The organism is Modestobacter sp. SYSU DS0904 (assembly GCF_054051115.1).
Genome location: NZ_JBJHAQ010000036.1, coordinates 1 through 20854 on the forward strand (window position 1 = coordinate 1; position 20854 = coordinate 20854).

The window sequence follows — 20854 nt, forward strand, 5'->3', positions numbered from 1 at the left end:
GTCGCGCGGCCCCCCGCGCCGCGCGACCGCAGCTCCGGGTTCATACCTGGAGCGTGTGGCCGGGACGTGGCCGTTCGCAGGGGGGTGCGATGGAGCAGACCGTCGGGGTCCGGTGGGCCGCGGAGCGGTTGGCGCGGCTGCTGGCGGAACCGCGGTACCGCCGGCGCTGGCAGCGGTTCAGCAGCGTGCGACGTGGCGAGGTGCCGCGGGCCGCGGTGGCGGCGGTGCTGGCCGAGCACCTGGTGGACACCGGTGAGGCCGCGGCCGACCTCCGGCCGCGCAGCCTGGAGAACCGGGTGGGGCGCGCGCTGAACGGCGACCGGCTCTCCGACCGGACCCTCGAGCTGTTCATCGCCGCCTTCGAGATGTCGGACGAGCACGCGGAGGAGCTGCGCGCCCTGCGCCGCGGCCGCCCGGCCGGCGACCGGCTGGTGGTGGCCGGCGCGCCGACCGTCCCCCGGCCCGTGCCGCGGCGCACCGTCCGCACCCTCCAGGTCGCCGAGCACCACGAGATCGGTGCCGACCGGTCACCCTGCCGGCACGTCACCCGGCAGCTGCTGGAGGCGGTGGAGGAGACCTCCCGGTACCACTACGCGTTCGACACCGTGCATGCCGCGGTCGCGGTGCGCACCGGCGGTGTGCCGGTGGACGCCTGGCGGGTCGCCGGCACCCCGCTGTGCGTGGTGGAGATCCTGCTGGCCGAGCCGCTGCTGCCCGGGCAGGCCACCCACCTGGAGTACGAGACCGTCTTCGCCTACCCGGAGCCGCCGGCGCCGGAGTTCCGCCGCGGGGTGACCGCCGGGGTGCGTCACCTGGCGCTCACCGTGCGGTTCCACGCGGCGGCCCTGCCCCGCGAGGTGTGGCGCTGCCGGTGGCCGGACCTCGCCGCGGCCGAGCCGTCGAGCGCGGTGCCCGTGCCGCTCGTCGGCGGGCAGACCGCGTTGGAGGTCGTGCCCGACGGCGACTGCGTCTTCGGTTACACCTGGCGCTGGTGACTCAGCCGGTGAAGGCGCGCAGCTCGGCCAGCCGGGACGGCGGGACGGTCTTCAGCCGGGCGACCGCGTCGGCGAGCGGGACCAGCCCGATGTCGGTGCCCTGCAGGGCCACCATCTGCCCGGTGTGGCCCTCGTGGGCGGCGATGGTGGCGTGCAGCCCGAACCGGGTGGCCAGCACCCGGTCGAAGGAGGTGGGGGTGCCGCCGCGCTGCACGTGCCCCAGGACGGTGGTCCGCACCTCCTTGCCGGTGCGTCGCTCCAGCTCGTCGCCCAGCTGCTGGGCAACGCCGGTGAACCGCTTGTGGCCGAACTCGTCGAGGCCGCCCTCGCGCATCGGCATGGTGCCGGGCGCCGGGGTCGCTCCCTCGCTGATCACCCCGATCACGTGCCGGTGGCCGCGGTCGAAGCGCGCGGTCACCATCCGGCAGACCTCCGCGATGTCGAAGGGCTGCTCCGGGGTGATCACCAGGTGGGCGCCGGCGGCCATGCCGGAGTTGAGCGCGATCCAGCCGGCGTGCCGACCCATCACCTCGACCAGCAGGACCCGCTGGTGCGACTCGGCCGTGGTGTGCAGCCGGTCGATCATGTCGGTGGCGATGCTGACCGCGGTGTCGAAGCCGAAGGTCAGGTCGGTGCCGTCGATGTCGTTGTCGATCGTCTTCGGCACGCCGACCACCGGCACGCCCTCCGAGGACAGCCACGCCGCCGCGGTCAGCGTGCCCTCGCCACCGATGGGGACGAGCACGTCGACCCCGTGGTCCTTGAGCACCTCGCGCATCCGGCCCAGCCCGTCGCGCAGCTTCTGCGGCGCCACCCGGGCCGAGCCGAGCACGGTGCCGCCCCGGGTCAGCAGGCCGTTGACCAGCGGCAGGTCCATCGGCATCGCGTCGTCCTCGAGCAGCCCGCGCCACCCGTTCCGGAAGCCGACGACGTCGCTGCCGTACTCCTTGGCCGAGGTGCGGACCACGGCCCGCAGGACGGCGTTGAGGCCGGGGCAGTCGCCCCCGCCGGTCAGCACTCCGATGCGCACGAGCGTCTCCTCCGGACGAGGGGTGGTGGGCTCCTGAACGGTACGTCATGACGTATAGACGTCTCTCGGTGCAGTACCTTCTGGGCGTGGCGAGCACCGAGGCGGGGCCCAAGTACCTCGCCGTCCGTGAGGCGCTCCGGCGCCGCGCGCTCGCCCTGCCCGAGCACACCCTGCTGCCGCCGGAGCCGGTGCTCTGCGCCGAATACGGGGTCAGCCGGATCACCCTGCGCCGGGCCGTCGACGGCCTGGTCGCCGACGGGCACCTGGTCCGGGAGCAGGGCCGCGGCACCTACGTCAGCCGCCCGGGCATCCGGCACGAGTACCGGGAGAGCTTCGTCCACCGGATCGCCGGGTTCCACTCGGTGATGACCGAGCAGGGCGCCCAGGTGGGCACCGCGGTGCTCAGCCAGCGGATCGTGCCCGCGGCGCCGGCGATAGCCACCGAGCTCGCCCTGCCGGTGGCCGAGGACGTCGTCGAGCTGGTCCGGCTGCGCAGTGTCGACGGGCTGCCCAACCACGTGGTGCGCAGTTTCCTGCCCGCCGCGCGGTACCCGAAGGCGGCCACCGAGGACTTCGGGCACGGATCGCTGTACGAGTTCCTCCGCCGCGAGTACGGCGAGGACCTGGCCCACGCGCGGATCATGGTCGACGTCGGCACCGCGGCCGCCGACGAGGCCGACCGGTTGCAGATCGTGGCCGGCTCCCCGCTGCTGGTGGTGCGCACCACGGTGCACGACAGCACCGGGCACCCGCTGGTGCACTCGTTCTCCCGGCTCCGCCCCGACGTCAGCCAGGTGGAGTTCGAGGTCTCCGTCGGCGGGCGCTGACCGGTCAGCCGGCCGCGTCGGCCCGGGCGGGAGCGGGCTGCGCGGACTCCAGCCGGAGTCGCTGCTCGCGGAGCAGCACCCGGTCCAGCGCGTGCCCCAGGTGGCGGGCGAGCTCCGTCACGGCGGTGTGCAGCGGGGCGTCCAGCGCCCGCCGGTGCCCCCAGGTGATGTGCAGCCCGCCGGCGGCCTCGTGCTGGGTGAGCAGCACCGGGACCGCCAGCGCGCTCTGCGGTCGGCCGGCCGGCCCGTCGGGGGCGACCGGGTCGGCCTCCTCCGGCGCGGGCACCGGGACCACCCGTCGCTCGTGGACCGCCTGGGCCAGCGGGTGCGGTGCCGGCAGCCCGACCACCGCCGTCGGCCGGGCGTAGGACGCCGACCCCGAGGAGGTGGTCCACAGCCGCAACTCGTCGCTGCCGGCCTCGGCGATCCCGATCAGCGCGGCGGAGGCACCCAGCGGGGAGCGGACCAGCCGGTCGAGGGCACGCAGCACGTCCGGCATGGTGTCCACCGCCAGCACACCGTCGCCGAACCGGGCCACCAGGCGGGTCCGGTCGGCCTCCACCTCGGCCTCGACGTAGGCGGCCTGCGCGGCCTCCGCGGCCTGCCGGGCCGCGCTCGCCTCCCGGGTCGCCGCGGCCCGGGCTTCCTGGTCGGCGAGCTCCAGGGCGCGGAACTGCAGCCGGCGCGAGCAGTCGCCGGCCAGCTGGTCCAGCACGGCCAGCTCGTCGGTCGACCAGTTCCGCGGGACGTCGTCGGAGGCGGCGAGCACCCCGATCGGGCGGCCCTGGCCGTTCCACAGCGGCATGCCCGCGTAGGCGACGATGCCGGTCTTCCGCACGACGGCGGAGTCGCGCAGCAGCGGGTCGGCCCCGGTGTCGGGCACGACCAGCTGCCGCCCGGTGCGCACCACCACCTGGCTCATCGACAGGCTCAGCGGCGAGGAGCGCTGCGTCGTGAAGGGTTCGCGCAGCCCGTACACGCCCGGGAAGACCTGACCACCCTTGGACACCAGCACCACCAGGGCCTGGGGGACCGACAGCCGGCGGGCCACCTCGGCGGCGACCCGGTCGAACTCGGCATCGGGCAGCGCCGGCAGCGGGGCCCACGTGGGGAGCTCGTAGCCGTCGTGCGGCGATGTGGCGCGCTGCGTGGGGACCGCCTCCGTCTCCGTGCCGTCGGACCGGCCGGTGCGCACCGGCTGCGGGCTCACCCCTTCGTGGCAGGCCCGATGCTGTCAGACTCGGGTCCGGGATGCCCGCACCCGATGGGGGACGACGTGGACCAGTTGCAGCAGGACCCGGCGTGCCTCGTCGCCGCCGTGCTCCGCGACGCCGCCGTCACCAGCGTGTTCCAGCCCATCGTGGAGCTCGACACCGGACGCGTCGTCGCCTACGAGGCGCTCGCCCGTGGCCCGGTGGGCCCCCTGCACGCACCCGACGCGCTGTTCGCCGCGGCCCGCGTGGAGGGCCTCCTGGTCGAGCTGGACCACGCCTGCCGGACGTCGGCGCTGCGCGGGGCGGTGCGTGCCGGGCTGCTGGCCCCGCTCACGGTGTTCGTCAACGTCGAGCCCGACGCGGTGGACGAGGCGCCGCTGACCGCGCTGATCGACCGCGCCGACCAGGTGCCGGGCGACCTGCGCGTGGTCCTGGAGATCACCGAGCGGGCGCTGGCCGCCCGCCCGGCGGAGCTGCTGCGCACCGTCGCCCGGGTACGGGAGCTCGGCTGGGCGATCGCGCTGGACGACGTCGGTGCCGACTCGCTGTCGCTGGCCTTCATGCCGCTGCTGCGCCCGGACGTGGTGAAGCTCGACCTGCGCCTGGTGCAGGAGCGGCCGGGGCCGGCGATCGCCGAGATCATGAACGCGGTGAACGCCTACGCCGAGTCGACCGGGGCGATCGTGCTGGCCGAGGGCATCGAGGACGGCCGGCACCTGGCGATGGCCAGTGCCCTGGGTGCGACCCTCGGCCAGGGCTGGCTGTTCGGCCGTCCGGGGGCCGCGCCGGTCGCCGGGGCGGCGGTGGGGTCGCTCCGCCTCCCGGACGCCCCGCCCAGCGACGCCGACGCCGGCGCGCTCTCCCCGTTCGCCTGCCTGCCGCCGGAGTTCCCGCTGCGCGAGTCGCCCAAGGCGCTGCTGATCGAGCTGAGCAAGCAGCTGGAGCGGCAGGCCATGCGGCTGGGCGAGACCTGCGTCGTGGCCGCCACCTTCCAGGAGGCCCGCCACCTCACCCCGGCCACCCGGCTGCGCTACCGCGACCTGGTCGAGCGGGTCGGCTTCGCCTGCGCGCTGGGCGCGGACCTGCCGCCGGAACCGCTGCCCGGGCTGCGTGGCGCCGACCTGGCGGCGGGGGACCCGGTGCTCGGGGAGTGGGACCTGGTGGTGCTCAGCCCGCACTTCAGCGCCGCGCTGCTGGCCCGTGACCTCGGCGACGACGGTCCGGACCTGGACCGCCGGTTCGCCTTCGCGCTGACCTACGACCGGGACACCGTCGTCCGGGCCGCCCGGGCGCTGCTGCAGCGGGTCGCCCCGTGCACCCTGACCGCCCCGGTGCCGGCCGAGCCCGCCCCGCCGGCACCGCCGCCGGCCGCCGCCCGGATCCTGGCCGGCAGCCCGCGCGAGGCGCTGCTGCAGCAGGCGCTGGCCGCGGTCGACACCGGGGTGACCGTGGTCGACCTGCGGCTGCCCGACCAGCCGCTGGTCTACGTCAACCCCGCCTTCGCCCGGCTGGCCGGCTTCCCGGCCGAGGAGGTGCTCGGCCGCAACTGCAGGTTCCTGCAGAGCCCGGACACCGACCCGGCCTCGCTGGCCCGGGTGCGGGCCGCGATCGCAGCGGGTCAGGAGTGCCGCGAGGTGCTGCTCAACCGGCGGGCCGACGGCAGCAGCTGGTGGAACGAGTGCCACCTGATCCCGGTGACCGACCCGACCGGCGCGGTGGTGCAGTACATCGGCATCCAGGCCGACGTCTCCGCCCGGGTGGAAACGGAACGGGCGCTGGCCACCGAGCGCGACCGCTGCCGGGACCTCGACGCCCGGCTGACCGAGCTGCTGGCCGGCCCGTCCGGTCAGACGGTGGTCGACTCCCCGGGGGCCAGCCGCTCGTAGGGTGTCGGCTGGCCCGGACCCCGCTCGCCGACCAGCCCCGCCACCAGGCCGAGGCCGGTGTCGTTGAGCAGGCCGTCGTGCACCGCCAGCGCCCGCTGTGCGCCGACCGCCCGCAGGTAGTCGATCACCTCGGCGGTCTTCGACCACGGGGCGTGGGCGGGCAGCAACAGCGTGGCGACGGCGACCTCGGGCACGGTGAAGGCGTCCCCGGGGTGGAAGACCTGCCCGGCGACGAGGAACCCGACGTTGCGCACCCGCGGGATCTCCGGGTGGATCACCGCGTGCCACTCGCCGTGGACCGAGACGTCGAACCCGGCTGCGGTGAAGGTGTCCCCGGCGCCGACCACGTGCACGCGCGGACCCGCCCCCGCCAGCCGCTCGGCGACCGAGGAGTTGGTCCACACCTCCAGCCCCGGGTCGGCGTCCAGCGCGGCGCGCACCCGGTCGGGGAGGAAGTGGTCGGGGTGCTCGTGGGTGAGCAGCAGTGCGGTGGTGCCGGGGGTGGTCCGGTCGCCCGGGTCCAGGGCCAGCGGGTCGTCGGCGGTGAAGGCCCCCGGGTCGACGACCAGCCGGCGGTCCCCGTCGGACAGGACCACACAGGCGTGTCCGTGCTTGGTGAGCTGCATCCTCGGGCCTCCGGGGTGATCGGGTGTGCGGTCGGGTGCTGGACAGGCACCGTGCCATGCCGCGGCGGTCGGCGGGCCGCCGGGGGTTGCGGCGGTCAGCGGCCGGCTCACCCGATCGGGTGGGACGCCGGCCGTGGGCTGTCCCGGGCCGGGCGCCGTGCCGACAACACCGGGGTGACCGTGAACACCGACACCTTCGTCGCCGCTCGCAGCCGCGCGCACGGGTCGACGCCGGCGCTGTGGCACGCCGTCGAGGTCCACCGGGCCGCGGTGGACCTGGACGGGGCCTGCGAGCTCACCGTCTGCGGTGCCCTGGCCCGGGTGACCGGGGAGCTGCCGTGGCCCCCCGCCGCGACCGGCGAGGTCTGCCTGGCCTGCTCGGCCCAGCTCGGCTGATCCCAGGGCCCCGGGTTCGATCCCGGCCCCTCGTTTCGCCGAAGTGGCCACTCGGGCGACTGGGTTGCGCCCCACCCGGTCGCCGCAGTGGCCACTTCGGCGAACAACGGGGTGGGGTGGGTCAGCGGCCGGTGAAGGTGGCCGGCTGCTTGGCCAGGAACGCCTCCACCGCGGCGCGGTGGTCGGCGGTCTGCCCCAGCTCGGCCTGCAGCCGCGCCTCCAGCGCGAGCGTGGTGTCCAGCGGGTCGGTGGCCGCGGTCGCCAGCACCTCCTTGATCGCCCGGAACGCGAGCGTCGGGCCGGTGGCGAGCCGGGCGGCGAGCGCCTGCGCCCGGGGCAGCACCTGGTCCGGCTCCGCGACCTCGTGCACCAGCCCCCACATCGCGGCGGTCTCGGCCGGGAACGGCTCGGGCAGCAGCAGCATCTGCGCCGCGCGCGACCCCCCGACGCAGTGCACCAGCCGGGAGGCGAGCGCGGAGTCGCTGCCCAGCCCGATGCCCGCGAACGCGGTGGTGAACTTCGCCCCGGCCGCGGCGATCCGCAGGTCGCCGGCGAGCGCGAGCCCCAGTCCGGCCCCCGCGCACGCCCCGTTGATCCCGACCACCACGGGCACCCGCAGGGCGGCCAGCGCCAGCACCAGCGGGTTGTACTCGTCGGCGACGACCGACAGCGGGGTGGTCGCCGGCTCGCGCAGCTCCGCCGCGTGCTCGCCGAGGTCCTGGCCGACGCAGAAGGTGCGGCCGGTGCCGGTCAGCAGCACCGCCCGGACGTCGTCGTCGGCGGCCAGCCCGCGCACGTGCGCGAGCAGCTCGGTGCGCATCCGGTGGGTCAGCGCGGGGCGCTGCAGCGTGAGCGTCGCGACGCCCTCGGCGTCGGTGCGGGTGACGGTGGGCTCGGACAACGCTGTCGGCTCCTCGGCTGAGCGGTCAGGGGCGGTGGCTCCCGTCACCCTGTCACGGGACGCCGCGCCGGCGGCGACGCCGGGCGCCGCCGCTGCCGCGGCGGGCTCGGAACAGTGCCACCCGGACGGCCGTTGGACCGGCCGGGCACCATCTGCGCCGCACCGCCGCCGACCGGCCCGAGCCGGCCCGAGCCGACCTGACGAGGGGACCGACACCAGCATGGGCTCTGCCAGCTCCGGCCCCGGGGGGCTCTCCCGGCGGCGGTTCTTCGGCCTCGCCGGCGCCGGTACGGCCGGTGTGGTGGTCGCCGGCGCCACGGGTGGCGTGATCGGCCGGGCGACGGCGGAGCAGCCGGCCGGGGCCGCTCCGCCGGACGTCACCGGCGCGGTCCGCTTCACCGGCCCGCACCAGGCCGGCATCGTCACCCCGGCGCAGGACCGGCTGCACTTCGTCGCCTTCGACGTCGTCACCGACGACCGGGCGGAGCTGGTCGCCGTGCTGCGGGCCTGGACGGCGGCGGCCCGCCGGATGACCGCCGGGCGGGACGCCGGCGAGGTCGGCGCGGTCGCGGGCGGGCCGGACGAGGTGCCCGACGACACCGGCGAGGCGCTCGGGCTGCCCGCGTCCGGGCTCACGCTCACCGTCGGCTTCGGGCCCACCCTGTTCACCACCGCCGACGGCGTCGACCGGTTCGGCCTGGCCGCGCGCCGGCCCGAGCCGCTGGCCGAGCTGCCGGACTTCCCCGGTGACGCCCTCGACCCGGCGATCAGCGGCGGGGACCTCTGCGTGCAGGCCTGTGCGCACGACCCGCAGGTCGCGGTGCACGCCGTCCGCAACCTGATCCGGCTGGGCGCCGGCGTGGTCCGCGTCCGCTGGTCCCAGCTCGGCTTCGGCCGGACGTCGTCCACCTCCGACACCCAGGCCACCCCGCGCAACCTGTTCGGCTTCAAGGACGGCACCGACAACCTCAAGGCGGAGAACAGCGCCGCCATCGAGCGGTTCGTCTGGGTGGCCGACGGCGACCCGGGCGCCGACTGGCTGGCCGGCGGCTCCTACCTGGTCACCCGCCGGATCCGGATGCTGGTGGAGTCCTGGGACGCCGAGACGCTGGCCGAGCAGGAGGCCAGCGTCGGCCGCACCAAGGGCGCCGGGGCCCCGCTGGGCGGGCGGGCGGAGTTCGACCCGGTCCACCTCGCGGCGCTGCCGCCGACGTCGCACGTCTTCCTGGCCCACCCCACCAACACCGGCACGGCGATCCTGCGCCGCGGCTACAGCTTCGTCGACGGCTCCGACGACCTGGGCCGGCTGGACGCCGGGCTGTTCTTCATCGCCTACCAGCGCAACCCGGAGACCGGGTTCACCCAGATCCAGCGCAACCTGAGCACCGACGCGATGAACGAGTACCTCCAGCACACCTCCTCGGCGGTCTTCGCCTGCCCGCCCGGGGTCACCGACGACGACGACTGGTGGGGCCGGGCGTTGTTCAGCTGACCCCGCCTACCCTGGCCGGGTGCCGGTGCCCGAGTTCATCCGTGACCTCCGCTCGACCATCGGCCACGCCCTGCTGTGGCTGCCCGGGGTGACCGGCGTGGTCACCGACGACGCCGGACGGGTGCTGCTCACCCAGCGCAGCGACACCGGCCGCTGGGCGCTCCCCAGCGGCATCCCCGAGCCCGGCGAGCAGCTGGCCGTCGCGCTGGCCCGTGAGGTGCTCGAGGAGACCGGCGTCGAGGTGGTCGTCGACCGGCTGGTGAGCCTGTGGACCCAGCCGCCGCTCACCTACCCCAACGGCGACGTCTGCCAGTTCGTCGACCACACCTTCGCCTGCCGGGCGGTCGGTGGCGAGGCGCACGTCGCCGACGACGAGTCGCTGGACGTCGTCTGGTGCGACCCGCCCCGGCTGCCCGACCTGGTCGGCGTGCAGGCGCAGCTCGTGGCCCGCGCGCTGTCCGGGGAGACCGGGCCGTGGTTCGCCCGGTCCGACGGCGAGCACCCCGGCTGATCGGGCTTGCCGCTGCCGGGTGCAGCGGCCAGGGTGGCGGCGTGCGCGTCGTCCTCGCCCCCGATTCGTTCAAGGGCACCCTCGACGCCGCCGCGGCCGCCGCGGCGCTCGCGGCCGGCTGGCGCCGGCGCCGTCCCGACGACGACGTGCGCACCGTGCCGCTGGCCGACGGCGGCGAGGGCACGCTGGAGGCGCTCGGTCACGACCTGCCCGACGCGGCCTGGCGCGCCGCCGCGGTGAGCGGCCCGGACGGCCGGCCGGTGGACGCCGCGTGGCTGCTGCGCCCGGACGGGACGGCGGTGGTGGAGATGGCCCGCGCGGCCGGCCTCCCGCTGCTGGCCGGGCCCGACCCGCTGGGCGCCACCACCCGCGGGCTGGGCCAACTGCTGGCCGCGGTGGTGGGCGACCCCCAGGTGCAGCGGGTGGTGCTGACGCTGGGCGGCTCGGCCACCACCGACGGCGGCACCGGCGCCCTGGCCGCGCTCGGTGCCCGCTTCACCGACGCCGAGGGGGTGGACCTCCCACCCGGCGGCGGCGCGCTCCCCCGGCTGGCCGCGGTCGACCTCGCCGGCCTGGTGCCCCCGCCGCCGGGGGGCGTGCAGTGCCTGGTCGACGTCACCGCCCCACTGCTCGGCCCGTTGGGGGCGGCCGGCCAGTTCGGCCCGCAGAAGGGCGCGGACCCGGGCCAGGTGGCCGTGCTCGACGCCGGCCTGGCCCGGCTCGCCGACCTGCTCGGCGGGGACCGCGACGCACCGGGGGCGGGCGCGGCCGGCGGTACCGCCTACGGCTTCGCCGTCGCCTGGGGTGCGGAGTTCGTCAGCGGCGCGACGGCGGTGGCGGCCGCCGCCGGGCTGGACGACGCCCTGGCCGGTGCGGACCTGGCGATCACCGGGGAGGGCCAGTTCGACGCCCAGTCGCTGCGCGGCAAGGTGGTCGGGAACCTGCTGGACCGGGCCGCGGCCGCCGGTGTCCCGGTGGTGGTGGTCGCCGGCCGGGTGGGCGACGCGGACCACCCGGTGCGCCGCGCGCTCTCGCTCACCGACCTGGCCGGCTCGACGGTCGCGGCGATGGCCGACCCGGCCCGCTGGCTGACCAGGGCCGGCGAGGTGCTGGCGGCGGAGTGGCCGGCCCGCACCTGACCGGCCCGCCCGTGACCGGGCCGACAGCGGGGGCGGGAACGGTCCGTCACACATGGGTGTTGGATCGCGGTGGACCCAGCCGTCCGATCGCATGTGTACGAACGCCCGACGGGGGCATCCCCTCCCTCGGTGCGTCCAGCCGCCGGCGTCGGCCGGTGGGGGTCGGACGGGTCGAGACGGCGGGACGAGGGGGGCGCACGTGGTGGAGCCCACGCGGAGCACCCTCGGGGGCCGCTACGAGCTGCAGGCACTGCTCGCCACGGGCGGCATGGGCCAGGTGTGGCGCGCCGCCGACACGCTGCTGAGCCGCACCGTCGCGATCAAGGTGCTGCGCAGCGAGTACACCGGTGACCCGCTCTTCCTGGCCCGCTTCCGCGCCGAGGCCCACCACGCGGCCGCGCTGAGCCACCCGAACATCACCGCCGTCTACGACTACGGCGAGGAGCCGGCGATCGACGGGTCGGGCGAGCACCTGGCCTACCTGGTGATGGAGCTGATCGACGGGGAGTCGCTGGCCACCGTGCTGGCCCGTGCGGGCGCGCTGCCCCCCGGCCGGGTGCTCGAGATCCTCCAGCAGACCGCCTCGGCGCTGGGCGCCGCGCACGCCGCCGGCGTCGTCCACCGGGACGTGAAGCCGGGCAACGTGCTGGTGCGCTCCGACGGCACGGTCGCGATCACCGACTTCGGCATCGCCTCCTCGGCCGGCAGCGTGCCGCTCACCAAGACCGGCCAGGTGATCGGCACCGCCTCCTACCTCTCCCCGGAGCAGGCGTCGGGGGCGCACGCCACCGCGGCCAGCGACGTCTACGCGCTGGGCATGGTCGGCTACGAGCTGCTCACCGGACGGCGGGCGTTCGACGGCGACAACTCGGTGACCATCGCGCTGCGGCACCTCCGCGACACCCCCGAGCCGCTGCCCGACGACCTCCCCGCCGGGGTCCGCACCCTGATCGAGCGGGCGCTGGTCAAGGACCCGACCCAGCGCTTCCCCGACGGCGCCGCCTTCGCGGCCGCGATCGACGACGTCCTCGCCGGCCGGGTGCTGACCCCGGTCGAGCGCACCGACACGCAGAGCTTCTGGCTGCTCCCCGATGCCGCCGCACTGGCCGGCGCGACGTCCGCCGACGGGTCGGTGCGCCGCCCGGCACCCGCGCCCCAGGGACGCCTCAGCCGGGTGCTGGTGCCGCTGGTCGCGCTGTTGGCCGGGGCCGGGGTGGCCGCGGTCGTCCTGCAGGGCGTGGCCCCCGACGGCGCCGGCACCAGCACGGCCGCCGCACAGGGCCTCGGCGCGGCCACCGCCACGGCGCGCCCCGCCGAGCTGGTGCTCGACGGTGCGGACTACCTCGACCGCCCGGTCGCCGCCGTCCAGCGGCAGCTGGAGGCGCTCGGGCTGGTCGTGCAGACCCAGCCGGTGACCACCGGCTCGGTCGACGCCGGGCTGGTCGTCGACGTCGCGCCGCTCACCGGTCGGCTGGAGCGCGGCGCCGAGGTGCTGGTGAGCTACGCGGTGGCACCGGAGACCGACAGCGCCCCGGTGCAGCCCCGGCGGGCGCCGATCGACGCGGTCCAGGTGCCGGTCGACCGGGCGCCGGTGAGCATCGCGCCGGAGCCCTCCACCCCGGCACCCGCCCCGAGCCCCGACCCCACGCCGACGCAGTCCCCGAGCGAGGACGCGGAGGAGCCGGAGACCGACGAGGGCTCGGAGTCCTCCGCGCCGGCCAGCAGCCCGGCCGGGTCGGGCGCGCCGACGTCGTCCGGCGGTAGCACCGCCCCGACGGGCGGCGCCGGCGGTGGCTCGACCGCGCCGGGGAACGGTGGCGACGGCCAGGGCAACGGGAACGGCGCCGGCAACGGTCAGGGGAACGGCAACGGAGGCGGGAACGGCAACGGAGGCGGGAACGGGAACGGAGGCGGGAACGGCAACGGAGGCGGGAACGGGAACGGCAACGGCCGGGGCGGCGCCCGGAGCTGAGCCGCCCGCTCAGGCGGTCGGGGCGCGCCGTGCTGCCCGGTGCGCGAGCAGGCAGCCGGTCGCGGCGGCCAGGGCGAGCCGCCCGGGGGTCGGGTCCGGGCCGCCGAGCAGGACGCCGACCGCGCCGGCGGCGACGGCCGCCAGCAGCAGCCGGTCCCGGCCGGTGCGCACCGCGGCCACCGCGAGCACCAGCCCCAGCACGACCGCCACCCGCGCCGGGTGCGCCGCCCCCGGCCCGAACCCCCAGGACAGGCCCAGCGCCGCCACGCCGAGCAGCGCCGCCGCGCCCAGCCAGCCCCGCGCCGGGCCCGTCACCGCGGGCGGCCGGGCGCCAGCCACACGGCGCCGGCGGCCGCCGCCAGGGCCGCGGTGAGCAGGAAGCCGCGGTCGCTGGCGACCAGCGGCAGCGCCACCAGCACCCAGAACGCGGCGAGCCCGACGGCGCCCCCGGCGCCGACCCGCCACGCCGTCCGCGCGCCGAGCCGGTCCCCGGCCAGCCGGCGCAGGCCCGGCACCAGCGCCAGCAGGGCGGCGACGGTGGCGAACGCCGACCACGTCGGCGTCACCTCCCACACCGACTCGGTGCCGAAGTCCAGCGCCAGCCCGAGCTCGAGCAGCACCAGCCCCAGCACACCCAGGCCGAGGGCGACGAGGACCGTCCGGTCCTCGCCCGCCCGCTGCACGGCGCCGCGCGCCACCCGGCCGGCTGCGGCGCCCCGGCGGTTCCGCTCCCCGCCGGGATCCGCGGACGACGGTCCCGGGGACGGCCGGGGTGCGGTCGACGGCCCGGGCACCGCCGGCGCCCCGACCATCGTCTGCGGACCGGCAGCGCTGCTCCCGGTACCGGCCTGGTCGTCGCCCGGCCGTGCGCCGACGCCGGGGACGCCGGCCACCGGCCCGGTGGGCTGGCTGGGCGCGGGCGCCCCCGGGGCCGCCGCCTGCTGGTACGCGTCGGACGCCGCCCAGGGGGTCCAGGCCGGGGCGGGCCCGGTCGCCGGGCCGGGTGCCGCCGGGGGCTGCTCGGCCTGCTCGTGCTGCCGCTGGCTGGGCGGCAGCAGGATCGACTCGGTGCGCGGGGCGTCGTCCGGTGGCTCGGCGGCCGGCTGCGGCTCGGGGATCGGCGGATGGGACTGGCTCATCGGTCCTCCAGGGGCAGGCGTCGGGCACCGCACGCACCGCGGCGCCCGTGCGGCGGCGGGGCAGGGGGTCCGTCGAACGGTAGCGGCGTCGGCCCGGTCGACCGGCCAGGTGGCCGGGACCTAGGGTCGAGCCGTGGCTGCACGCGCGGGGATCGTCGTCACCGGCACCGAGGTGCTCACCGGCCGGGTCGCCGACCGGAACGGGCCGTGGCTGGCCGAGGCGCTGCGGGCGCAGGGGGTCGACGTGGGCACGGTCGTCGTCGTCGGCGACCGGCCCGAGGACCTGCGCGCCGCGCTCGCCTTCCAGGCCGCGGGGAACGACCTGGTGATCACCACCGGCGGGCTCGGCCCCACCGCCGACGACCTCACCGCCGCCGAGGTCGGTCTCTTCCAGGGCCGCCCGTCGGCGCTCGACCGCGCGCTGGAGCAGCGGATCGCCGCCGTCGTCGCCGAGCTGACCGCCCGGCGGGGCTGGGACACCGAACCGGAGTCGGCCGCGGCGGGGATCGCCAAGCAGGCCCTCGTGCCGGCCGGCGCCACGGTGCTGGAGCCGGTGGGCACCGCGCCCGGGTTGGTCGTCCCGGTGGCCGACGGCCGCAGCGGGCCGCCGGTGCTGGTGCTGCCCGGCCCGCCGGTGGAGCTGCAGGGCATGTGGCCGGCCGCGCTGGCGGCCGAGCCGGTGCGCCGCGCGCTGGCCGGCGCCACCGAGCTGCGCCAGCGCACGCTGCGGCTGTGGCGCACCCCGGAGTCCGAGCTGGCCGCCACGCTGCGGCGGGTCGAGGACCAGCTGGCCGGCCTGGAGGTGACCACCTGCCTGCGCGACGGCGAGCTGGAGATCGTCACCCGGTACGGGCCGGACGAGGAGGACGCGTACCAGCGCCTCGTCGCGGCGGTCACCGCCGACTTCGCCGGCACGCTGTTCAGCGACGGACCCACGGCCGACGAGCTGGTCGCCCGGGCGCTGGACGAGCGCGGCTGGACGGTGGCGGTGGGGGAGTCGGAGACCGGTGGGCTGGTCACCGCCCGGCTCACCGCACCCGCCGGTGCGTCCGCACGGGTGCTGGGCGGGGTGGCGGCCTACGCGAACAGTGCCAAGGAGCAGCTGCTGGCCGTACCCGCGGCCACCCTGGCGGCGGGGGGCGCGGTGAGCCCGGAGGTCGCCCGGGCGCTGGCCGAGGGCGCGCGGGCCCGGTTCGGCGCCGACGTCGGGATCGGGGTCACCGGGGTGGCCGGGCCGGGTGGTGGCACGGCGGAGAAGCCGGTCGGCACGGTGCACCTGGCCGTCGTCGGCCCGGACGGCGCGCTGGCGTACTCCGACCGGCTGCGCGGTGACCGGGACGCCGTCCGCGGGCGCACCGGCACGCTCGCCGTCCACCTGCTGCGCCAGCTGCTGCTCGGTGGCCCGCCGACCTGAGGTCAGCCGACCCAGCCGACCACCCGGCTGCGGCGCTCCATCAGCAGCACGTCGTGCCAGCTGGGCACGCCGTCGGTGATGCGCCGGCCGACCTTCTCCCGGCGGCCCACCACCCGGAAGCCGTGCTTCTCGTGCAGCGCGACGCTGGCGGTGTTCGCCGGCAGGATCCCGGCCCGGATGGTCCAGATCCCGGCCGCCTCGGTGGAGGCGACCAGGGCCTGCAGCAGCGCGCCACCCACCCCGCGCCCCTGCGCGGCGGGGGCCACGTACACCGAGTGCTCGACCACGCCGGCGTAGGCGTCCCGGCTCGACTCGCGGGTGCAGGCGACCCAGCCCAGCAGCACCTCGCCGTCGACGGCGACGTGCCGGTGGCCGGGCAGCCGGGAGGCGTCGAACTCCGCCCACGAGGGCGTGGCGGTCTCGAAGGTCGCCAGGCCGGTGGCGATCCCGGCTGTCCAGACGGCCTCGACGGCGGGCCAGTCGTCCGGGGTCATCGGGCGCAGGGTGGGCGCAGCGGGCACGTCGACATCCTCGGTCCGGGTGGGCCGGTCGCCGACGCCGGGGTTCCACGTGGAACGCAGCGGGCAGGAGGAGCCGGTGACGACGTTGACGCTGCACGCCACCGGCCCGGTCGACCCCGTCGAGGTGTGGGACCGCTACCTGCACCCGGCCCGCTGGGCGGAGTGGTCGCCGCAGATCAAGAAGGTGGACGCGAGTGCGCCGCGGATCGCCCCGGGGGTGAGCGGCCGGGTGTACGACCCGATCAGCACCTCCGTCGGCTTCGTCGTCGACGAGGTGTCCGACGCGGAGCGGCGGTGGGCCTGGCAGGTGACCGTGGGCCCGACCCGGCTCGGCCTGGTGCACTGGGTGAGCCCGGCGCCGGACGGCGGGACGACGGCCGGCCTGCGGATCAGCGGGTTCGCGCCGCTGGTCGTCGGCTACGCGCCGCTGGCCCTGCTGGCGCTCAAGCGGCTGGTCACCGTCTCCACCTGACCCGCACCGCCATCTCGTAGCGTGCCGGGCATGCGCGCCACGCACGAGGTGACCAACCAGGCGCCGCCGCTGGTCGGGCACGACCCGATCGCCGGTGACGCCGCGCTCGCCGAGGCCTGCCGGCGGCACGCCGACACCGCCACCCTGGCGTCGCTGGCCGACCTGGGTGCGCTGGCCGGCAGCGCGCAGGCCCAGGAGTGGGCGCGGCAGGCCGACGAGCACGCGCCCCGGCTGCGCACCCACGACCGGTACGGGCACCGCGTCGACGAGGTCGAGTTCCACCCCGCCTGGCACGAGCTGATGGGCGCCGCGGTCGGGCACGGCCTGGCCGGCGCCCCCTGGGCGGCCCAGGCGGCCGGCGACCACCACGCGCACGTGCGCCGCGCGGTGGGCTACCTGGGCTGGACCCAGGTGGAGGCCGGCCACGGCTGCCCGGTGACGATGACCTACGCCGCCGTCCCGGCGCTGCGGGCGGCCCCGGACCTCGCCGCGGCGCTGGGGCCCGGCCTGACCAGCCGCGAGTACCGGTTCGGTCTCGCCGACCCGGCCACCAAGCCCGGCCTGGTCGCCGGGATGGGGATGACCGAGAAGCAGGGGGGCTCCGACGTCCGGGCGAACACCACCCGGGCCACCCCGAACCACGACGGCAGCTGGTCGCTGACCGGGCACAAGTGGTTCACCTCCGCGCCGATGAGCGACCTGTTCCTGGTGCTCGCCCAGCTCGACGAGGGGCTGTCCTGCTTCCTGGTGCCGCGGGTGCTGCCCGGGGGCGAGCGCAACGTGTTCCGCCTGCAGCGGCTCAAGGACAAGCTCGGTGACCGGTCCAACGCCTCCAGCGAGGTGGAGTTCGACGGGACGACGGCGTGGCTGGTCGGGGCGCCCGGTCGCGGCGTGCCGACGATCATCGAGATGATCGCCACCACCCGGCTGGACTGCGTGCTGGGATCGGCGGCCACCACCCGGGCGGCGCTCACCCAGGCGGTGCACCACGCCCGGCACCGGTCGGCGTTCGGCGGCCTGCTGGCCGACCAGCCGCTGATGCAGAACGTGCTGGCCGACCTGGCGCTGGAGAGCGAGGCGGCCACCGCCCTCGGCGTCCGGCTGGCCGCCGCCCAGGACGCCGGCGAGCGCGACCTGCTGCGGCTGGCCGGCGCCGTCGCCAAGTTCTGGGTCTGCAAGCGGACCCCGACTGCCGTGGCCGAGGCGCTGGAGGTGCTGGGCGGCAACGGGTACGTCGAGGAATCGGGGATGCCGCGGCTCTACCGGCAGGCGCCGCTGAACTCCATCTGGGAGGGCTCGGGCAACGTCATCGCGTTGGACGTGCTGCGCGCCCTGGGCGCGGGGTCCGCCGCGCTGGCCGCGGTCACCGCCGAGCTCGACCTGGCCCGCGGCGCCGACCCCCGCTACGACGCCGCGCTGGGCGCGCTGGCCGCCGAGCTGGCCGACCCCGACCAGCTGCCGCTGCGCGCCCGGCGGATCGCCGGCCGGCTCGCGCTGTGCCTGCAGGCGTCGCTGCTGCTGCGGTTCGCCCCGACCGCCGTCGCCGACGCGTTCTGCGCCAGCCGGCTCGGCGGCGACTGGGGTGGCGTGCTGGGCACCCTGCCCGCGGGGACCCCGGTGCGGGCCCTGGTCGAGCGCGCCGCGGTCGTGCCGGCATGAGCGAGGGTGGACGGCTGCGGCGGCGCCGGCGGGCGACCGCACCGGCGGGTGCGCCGTCGCCGACCCCGGTTCGGCAGACTGCCCCTGTGACCGCCGACGCAGCTGTGCAGACCGAGCCGGCCGACCGGTTCTCCGCGGACGACGACCGCCCCGCGCTGGACCTGCTGGTCTGGGACGCCCCCAACATCGACATGACGTTGTCCACGGTGATCGGCGCCCGGCCCACCGCGGCGTCCCGCCCCCGGTTCGACGCGATCGCGGCCTGGTTCGTCGACGGCGCCGACGACCCGGCCGCCGCGGCGCCGCCGGAGGTCGAGGCCTGCGTCTTCGCCAACGTGCCGCCGCAGCACGCCGTCACCCTGCAGCGCTGGGTGGAGGCGCTGCGCAGCTTCGGCTACGCGGTGTTCGCCCGGCCCAAGCTGCAGGCCGACGACGACATCGACCAGTCGATGCTCGACCACATCAGCGCGCGCACGGAGAGCCACCAGCTGCGCCGGCTGGTGGTCTTCTCCGGCGACGGGCGCAACTTCGCCGAGCCGCTGGAGGACCTCGCCCGCGCCGGCACCGAGGTCATCGTCGTCGCGTTCAGCGAGGTCGCCGGCTACGCGATCACCTCCGAGCTGCTGCAGTTCATCGACATCGAGGACGTGCCGGGCGCGTTCGCCGCCCCGCTGGACCGGGTGCGGCTGGACGCCCTGCCCGTCGACGGTGCCTGGCTGCGGCCGACCAAGGACCTGCGGGAGGCCGCCGGCTCCTTCCTCGCCCGCCGCGGCTGACGTCAGCGGCGGGCGAGCCGTCGGACGCCGGGGGTGTAGGGCAGCGAGTAGTGCTCGAACACCTCCGGCTCCTGCTCGGCGGTCAGCTCGCCGTCGGTGTCGATGGCCGGCGCGTGCTTCGCCAGGTCCTTGGTGACGGTGACCCGCACGTGCTCGGGGCTGACCGTGGCACCGGTGAGCGGGACGAAGACCAGCTGCCGCCGGCCGATCATCCCGGTCATCACGGCGGCGAAGAACGGCTGGTCGGTGGTGGTGTCCACGTAGACCGACTCGAGCGTGCCGATCTTGCCGCCGTCGGGGTCGACGACGTTCATGGTGCGCCAGTCACGGATGTTCTCGGCGGGGAACACGGGGAACCTCCTGGGTTCGGTGGCAGTCGCTGCTCCCTGCCCGGGCGCGAGCGGCGCCAACCGCGCGACCATGGCGGGGTGGGTGGCGCGCGGGCGGGTCAGGAGCTGGTCGTGCTGGTCGGCCTGCAGGGGTCGGGCAAGTCCAGCTGGGTGGCCTCGCACCTGGCCGGCAGCCACGAGGTGGTGAGCAAGGACCACTGGCCGCGGGCCCGCCGCCGGGAGGCGCGTCAGCAGCGGGTGGTCGCCGAGCTGCTGGCCCGGGGCGCGAGCGTCGTCGTCGACAACACCAACCCCGCACCGGCCGAGCGGGCACCGCTGGTCGCGCTGGCCCGGGCGGCCGGCGTCCCGGTGCGCGCGGTCTTCGTGGACACCCCGCTGGAGACCTGCCTGGCGCGCAACGACGCCCGCGAGGGCCGGGCCCGGGTGCCGCTCGTCGGGGTGTTCGACACCCGGCGGCGGCTCACCCCGCCCAGCACCGACGAGGGCTTCGACGCCGTCGAGGTGGTCCGGCCGCCGTCCTGCCCCGGTGGCTAGCTGGCGGGGCCGGAGGAGCTGCGCGGCCGGGGCACCGAGGCGGTCGCCAGGCCGGAGGGCAGCCGGGCCCAGACGTGCTTGCGGCCGGGCTCGCTGCACCAGCCGTAGTCGACCGACAGCTGCGCCACCATCGGCAGACCCATGCCACCGAAGGCGGGGTCGCGGTCGATCGCCGGCCGCGGCGGTGCGTCGGGGGAGCCGTCGGTCAGCCTGATCAGCCAGCCGGTGGACATCGCCACGATCAGCGCCTCGACGGCGCCGCCCCCGTGCCGCAGGGCGTTCGACGACAGCTCCTCGAAGGTCAGCAGCAGGCCCTCACGCGCGTCCTCGGTCGACCGGGCGGCCAACGAGGGGTGCGCGAGCCGCGCCCGCAGGTCCATCCGCACCCGCGACGCGTCGTGCACGGTCGGCAGCTCCCACCGCCAGACGTCGCCGTCCTCGGTAGGGACCGGGGCCGACGGCCACACCAGTCCGCTCACGTCGGGTCCTCTCGCCGGCCGGGTCGTTGACCGGGTCCATGGTGGCCGATCACGCTCCGCAGTGCACGGTGGGGGTCTCAGGCGGGCGCGCCGGAGCCCGGCATGCCCTCGACGTCGAGCCGGTCCAGCAGACCGGTCAGCTCCAGCGGACCGGTGACGACCCGGCTGGTCGCGACCACGGTGACGTGCTTCCCGGCCGCCTCCCGGTGCTGGCTGACCCAGACCAGTGCGGTGACCCCGGCCGAGCCGAAGAACGTCACCTCGGAGAGGTCGATGGTCAGCAGCCGCTCGGCACGGCGCAGTGCGCGCAGCAGGGTCTGCTGCAGCAGCGGGTTGCTGGCGGCGTCGAGCTCGCCACGGACCCGGGCGACGACCTGGCCGGGCTGGGGCCCGTCCGCCAGCGTCACTTCGAACGGCGCCTCGGCAGCCGACCTGACCGTCTTGATGACTCCTCCTCGCAGACCACGACCGGGCGCCGCGCCACCGTGCGCTCGATCAGCGCGGCACCTGCCGTGTGTACA

The 20854-nt window shown here is 76.8% G+C and carries 23 protein-coding genes; 13 read left to right on the forward strand and 10 right to left on the reverse strand.

Annotated features, from left to right (window positions below):
- Positions 1-89 precede the first annotated feature (89 nt).
- Complete coding sequence (locus tag ACI79U_RS17865; RefSeq protein ID WP_457068808.1) at positions 90-995, forward strand: hypothetical protein; 906 nt, start codon at positions 90-92, stop codon at positions 993-995.
- 1 nt (position 996) lies between these two features.
- Here the strand turns inward: ACI79U_RS17865 and ACI79U_RS17870 are convergent, their stop codons facing one another.
- The gene (locus ACI79U_RS17870; protein ID WP_457068806.1) at positions 997-2025 is read right to left on the reverse strand and encodes an ATP-dependent 6-phosphofructokinase; all 1029 of its coding nucleotides are present in this window, start codon (positions 2023-2025) and stop codon (positions 997-999) included.
- Between the two features lie 86 nt (positions 2026-2111).
- Between ACI79U_RS17870 and ACI79U_RS17875 the strand changes: the two genes are divergently transcribed.
- Positions 2112-2852: a GntR family transcriptional regulator gene (locus ACI79U_RS17875; protein ID WP_457068804.1), complete on the forward strand. Its 741-nt coding sequence runs from the start codon at positions 2112-2114 to the stop codon at positions 2850-2852.
- Positions 2853-2856: 4 nt separating this feature from the next.
- Here ACI79U_RS17875 and ACI79U_RS17880 read toward each other — a convergent pair whose 3' ends face one another.
- A complete protein-coding gene (locus ACI79U_RS17880) occupies positions 2857-4062 on the reverse strand; it encodes a GAF domain-containing protein (RefSeq protein WP_457068802.1) in 1206 nt (401 codons plus the stop codon).
- Positions 4063-4116: 54 nt separating this feature from the next.
- On the opposite strand from ACI79U_RS17880, the gene ACI79U_RS17885 reads away from it, so the two are divergent.
- Positions 4117-5952, forward strand: a complete 1836-nt coding sequence (locus ACI79U_RS17885; protein ID WP_457068800.1) for an EAL domain-containing protein — start codon at positions 4117-4119, stop codon at positions 5950-5952.
- Here the strand turns inward: ACI79U_RS17885 and ACI79U_RS17890 are convergent.
- Positions 5913-6578: an MBL fold metallo-hydrolase gene (locus ACI79U_RS17890; protein ID WP_457068798.1), complete on the reverse strand. Its 666-nt coding sequence runs from the start codon at positions 6576-6578 to the stop codon at positions 5913-5915. The genes ACI79U_RS17885 and ACI79U_RS17890 overlap by 40 nt on opposite strands.
- Positions 6579-6752: 174 nt before the next feature.
- Between ACI79U_RS17890 and ACI79U_RS17895 the strand changes: the two genes are divergently transcribed.
- Positions 6753-6974, forward strand: a complete 222-nt coding sequence (locus ACI79U_RS17895; protein ID WP_457068796.1) for a hypothetical protein — start codon at positions 6753-6755, stop codon at positions 6972-6974.
- Positions 6975-7095: 121 nt separating this feature from the next.
- Here the strand turns inward: ACI79U_RS17895 and ACI79U_RS17900 are convergent, their stop codons facing one another.
- A complete protein-coding gene (locus ACI79U_RS17900) occupies positions 7096-7875 on the reverse strand; it encodes an enoyl-CoA hydratase-related protein (RefSeq protein ID WP_457068648.1) in 780 nt (259 codons plus the stop codon).
- A gap of 220 nt (positions 7876-8095) precedes the next feature.
- Between ACI79U_RS17900 and efeB the strand changes: the two genes are divergently transcribed.
- The 4 genes from efeB (at position 8096) to ACI79U_RS17920 (ending at position 12989) form a co-directional block, all read left to right on the forward strand.
- Positions 8096-9367 carry an iron uptake transporter deferrochelatase/peroxidase subunit gene (gene efeB / locus ACI79U_RS17905; protein ID WP_457068646.1) on the forward strand — a complete coding sequence of 424 codons (1272 nt, stop codon included), beginning with the start codon at positions 8096-8098 and terminating at the stop codon, positions 9365-9367.
- Between the two features lie 19 nt (positions 9368-9386).
- A complete protein-coding gene (locus ACI79U_RS17910; protein ID WP_457068644.1) occupies positions 9387-9878 on the forward strand; it encodes an NUDIX hydrolase in 492 nt (163 codons plus the stop codon).
- 41 nt (positions 9879-9919) lie between these two features.
- Entirely contained in the window at positions 9920-11017 is a 1098-nt protein-coding gene (locus ACI79U_RS17915) for a glycerate kinase (protein ID WP_457068641.1), read from the forward strand.
- 199 nt (positions 11018-11216) lie between these two features.
- Entirely contained in the window at positions 11217-12989 is a 1773-nt protein-coding gene (locus ACI79U_RS17920) for a protein kinase domain-containing protein (RefSeq protein WP_457068639.1), read from the forward strand.
- 9 nt (positions 12990-12998) lie between these two features.
- Here ACI79U_RS17920 and ACI79U_RS17925 read toward each other — a convergent pair whose 3' ends face one another.
- Together ACI79U_RS17925 and ACI79U_RS17930 are read right to left on the reverse strand one after the other, a co-directional pair.
- A complete protein-coding gene (locus ACI79U_RS17925) occupies positions 12999-13304 on the reverse strand; it encodes a hypothetical protein (RefSeq protein ID WP_457068637.1) in 306 nt (101 codons plus the stop codon).
- On the reverse strand, positions 13301-14128 hold the full coding sequence (locus tag ACI79U_RS17930; protein WP_457068635.1) for a hypothetical protein: 828 nt from the start codon (positions 14126-14128) through the stop codon (positions 13301-13303). The genes ACI79U_RS17925 and ACI79U_RS17930 overlap by 4 nt, the downstream gene beginning before the upstream one ends.
- Before the next feature lie 133 nt (positions 14129-14261).
- On the opposite strand from ACI79U_RS17930, the gene ACI79U_RS17935 reads away from it, so the two are divergent.
- Positions 14262-15542 (forward strand): competence/damage-inducible protein A, encoded by a 1281-nt coding sequence (locus tag ACI79U_RS17935; protein ID WP_457068633.1) that lies wholly within the window; start codon positions 14262-14264, stop codon positions 15540-15542.
- Between the two features lie 2 nt (positions 15543-15544).
- On the opposite strand, the gene ACI79U_RS17940 is transcribed toward ACI79U_RS17935, so the two are convergent.
- Entirely contained in the window at positions 15545-16063 is a 519-nt protein-coding gene (locus tag ACI79U_RS17940) for an N-acetyltransferase family protein (RefSeq protein ID WP_457068631.1), read from the reverse strand.
- Positions 16064-16139: 76 nt separating this feature from the next.
- On the opposite strand from ACI79U_RS17940, the gene ACI79U_RS17945 reads away from it, so the two are divergent.
- From ACI79U_RS17945 to ACI79U_RS17955, 3 genes are all read left to right on the forward strand, one after another.
- The gene (locus ACI79U_RS17945) at positions 16140-16535 is read left to right on the forward strand and encodes an SRPBCC family protein (protein WP_457068629.1); all 396 of its coding nucleotides are present in this window, start codon (positions 16140-16142) and stop codon (positions 16533-16535) included.
- A 30-nt stretch (positions 16536-16565) separates the two neighbouring features.
- Positions 16566-18194, forward strand: a complete 1629-nt coding sequence (locus ACI79U_RS17950; protein WP_457068627.1) for an acyl-CoA dehydrogenase family protein — start codon at positions 16566-16568, stop codon at positions 18192-18194.
- Positions 18195-18280: 86 nt separating this feature from the next.
- On the forward strand, positions 18281-18970 hold the full coding sequence (locus ACI79U_RS17955; RefSeq protein ID WP_457068625.1) for an NYN domain-containing protein: 690 nt from the start codon (positions 18281-18283) through the stop codon (positions 18968-18970).
- 2 nt (positions 18971-18972) lie between these two features.
- Here the strand turns inward: ACI79U_RS17955 and ACI79U_RS17960 are convergent, their stop codons facing one another.
- Positions 18973-19320 carry a PRC-barrel domain-containing protein gene (locus ACI79U_RS17960; RefSeq protein ID WP_457068623.1) on the reverse strand — a complete coding sequence of 116 codons (348 nt, stop codon included), beginning with the start codon at positions 19318-19320 and terminating at the stop codon, positions 18973-18975.
- 78 nt (positions 19321-19398) lie between these two features.
- Between ACI79U_RS17960 and ACI79U_RS17965 the strand changes: the two genes are divergently transcribed.
- The gene (locus tag ACI79U_RS17965) at positions 19399-19854 is read left to right on the forward strand and encodes an AAA family ATPase (RefSeq protein WP_457068621.1); all 456 of its coding nucleotides are present in this window, start codon (positions 19399-19401) and stop codon (positions 19852-19854) included.
- On the opposite strand, the gene ACI79U_RS17970 is transcribed toward ACI79U_RS17965, so the two are convergent.
- Together ACI79U_RS17970 and ACI79U_RS17975 are read right to left on the reverse strand one after the other, a co-directional pair.
- Positions 19851-20333, reverse strand: a complete 483-nt coding sequence (locus tag ACI79U_RS17970) for an ATP-binding protein (RefSeq protein WP_457068619.1) — start codon at positions 20331-20333, stop codon at positions 19851-19853. The two genes, ACI79U_RS17965 and ACI79U_RS17970, sit on opposite strands and share 4 nt — an antisense overlap.
- 77 nt (positions 20334-20410) lie before the next feature.
- On the reverse strand, positions 20411-20740 hold the full coding sequence (locus ACI79U_RS17975; RefSeq protein ID WP_457068617.1) for an STAS domain-containing protein: 330 nt from the start codon (positions 20738-20740) through the stop codon (positions 20411-20413).
- Positions 20741-20854: the final 114 nt, after the last annotated feature.

Excerpts from the sequence above, each read along its gene's own strand:
- ACI79U_RS17950 (WP_457068627.1), top strand. The coding sequence starts at position 16,566 with ATGCGCGCCACGCACGAGGTGACCAACCAGGCGCCGCCGCTGGTCGGG.
- ACI79U_RS17865 (WP_457068808.1), top strand. The coding sequence starts at position 90 with ATGGAGCAGACCGTCGGGGTCCGGTGGGCCGCGGAGCGGTTGGCGCGG.
- ACI79U_RS17890 (WP_457068798.1), bottom strand. The coding sequence starts at position 6,578 with ATGCAGCTCACCAAGCACGGACACGCCTGTGTGGTCCTGTCCGACGGG.
- efeB (WP_457068646.1), top strand. The coding sequence starts at position 8,096 with ATGGGCTCTGCCAGCTCCGGCCCCGGGGGGCTCTCCCGGCGGCGGTTC.
- ACI79U_RS17885 (WP_457068800.1), top strand. The coding sequence starts at position 4,117 with ATGGGGGACGACGTGGACCAGTTGCAGCAGGACCCGGCGTGCCTCGTC.
- ACI79U_RS17930 (WP_457068635.1), bottom strand. The coding sequence starts at position 14,128 with ATGAGCCAGTCCCATCCGCCGATCCCCGAGCCGCAGCCGGCCGCCGAG.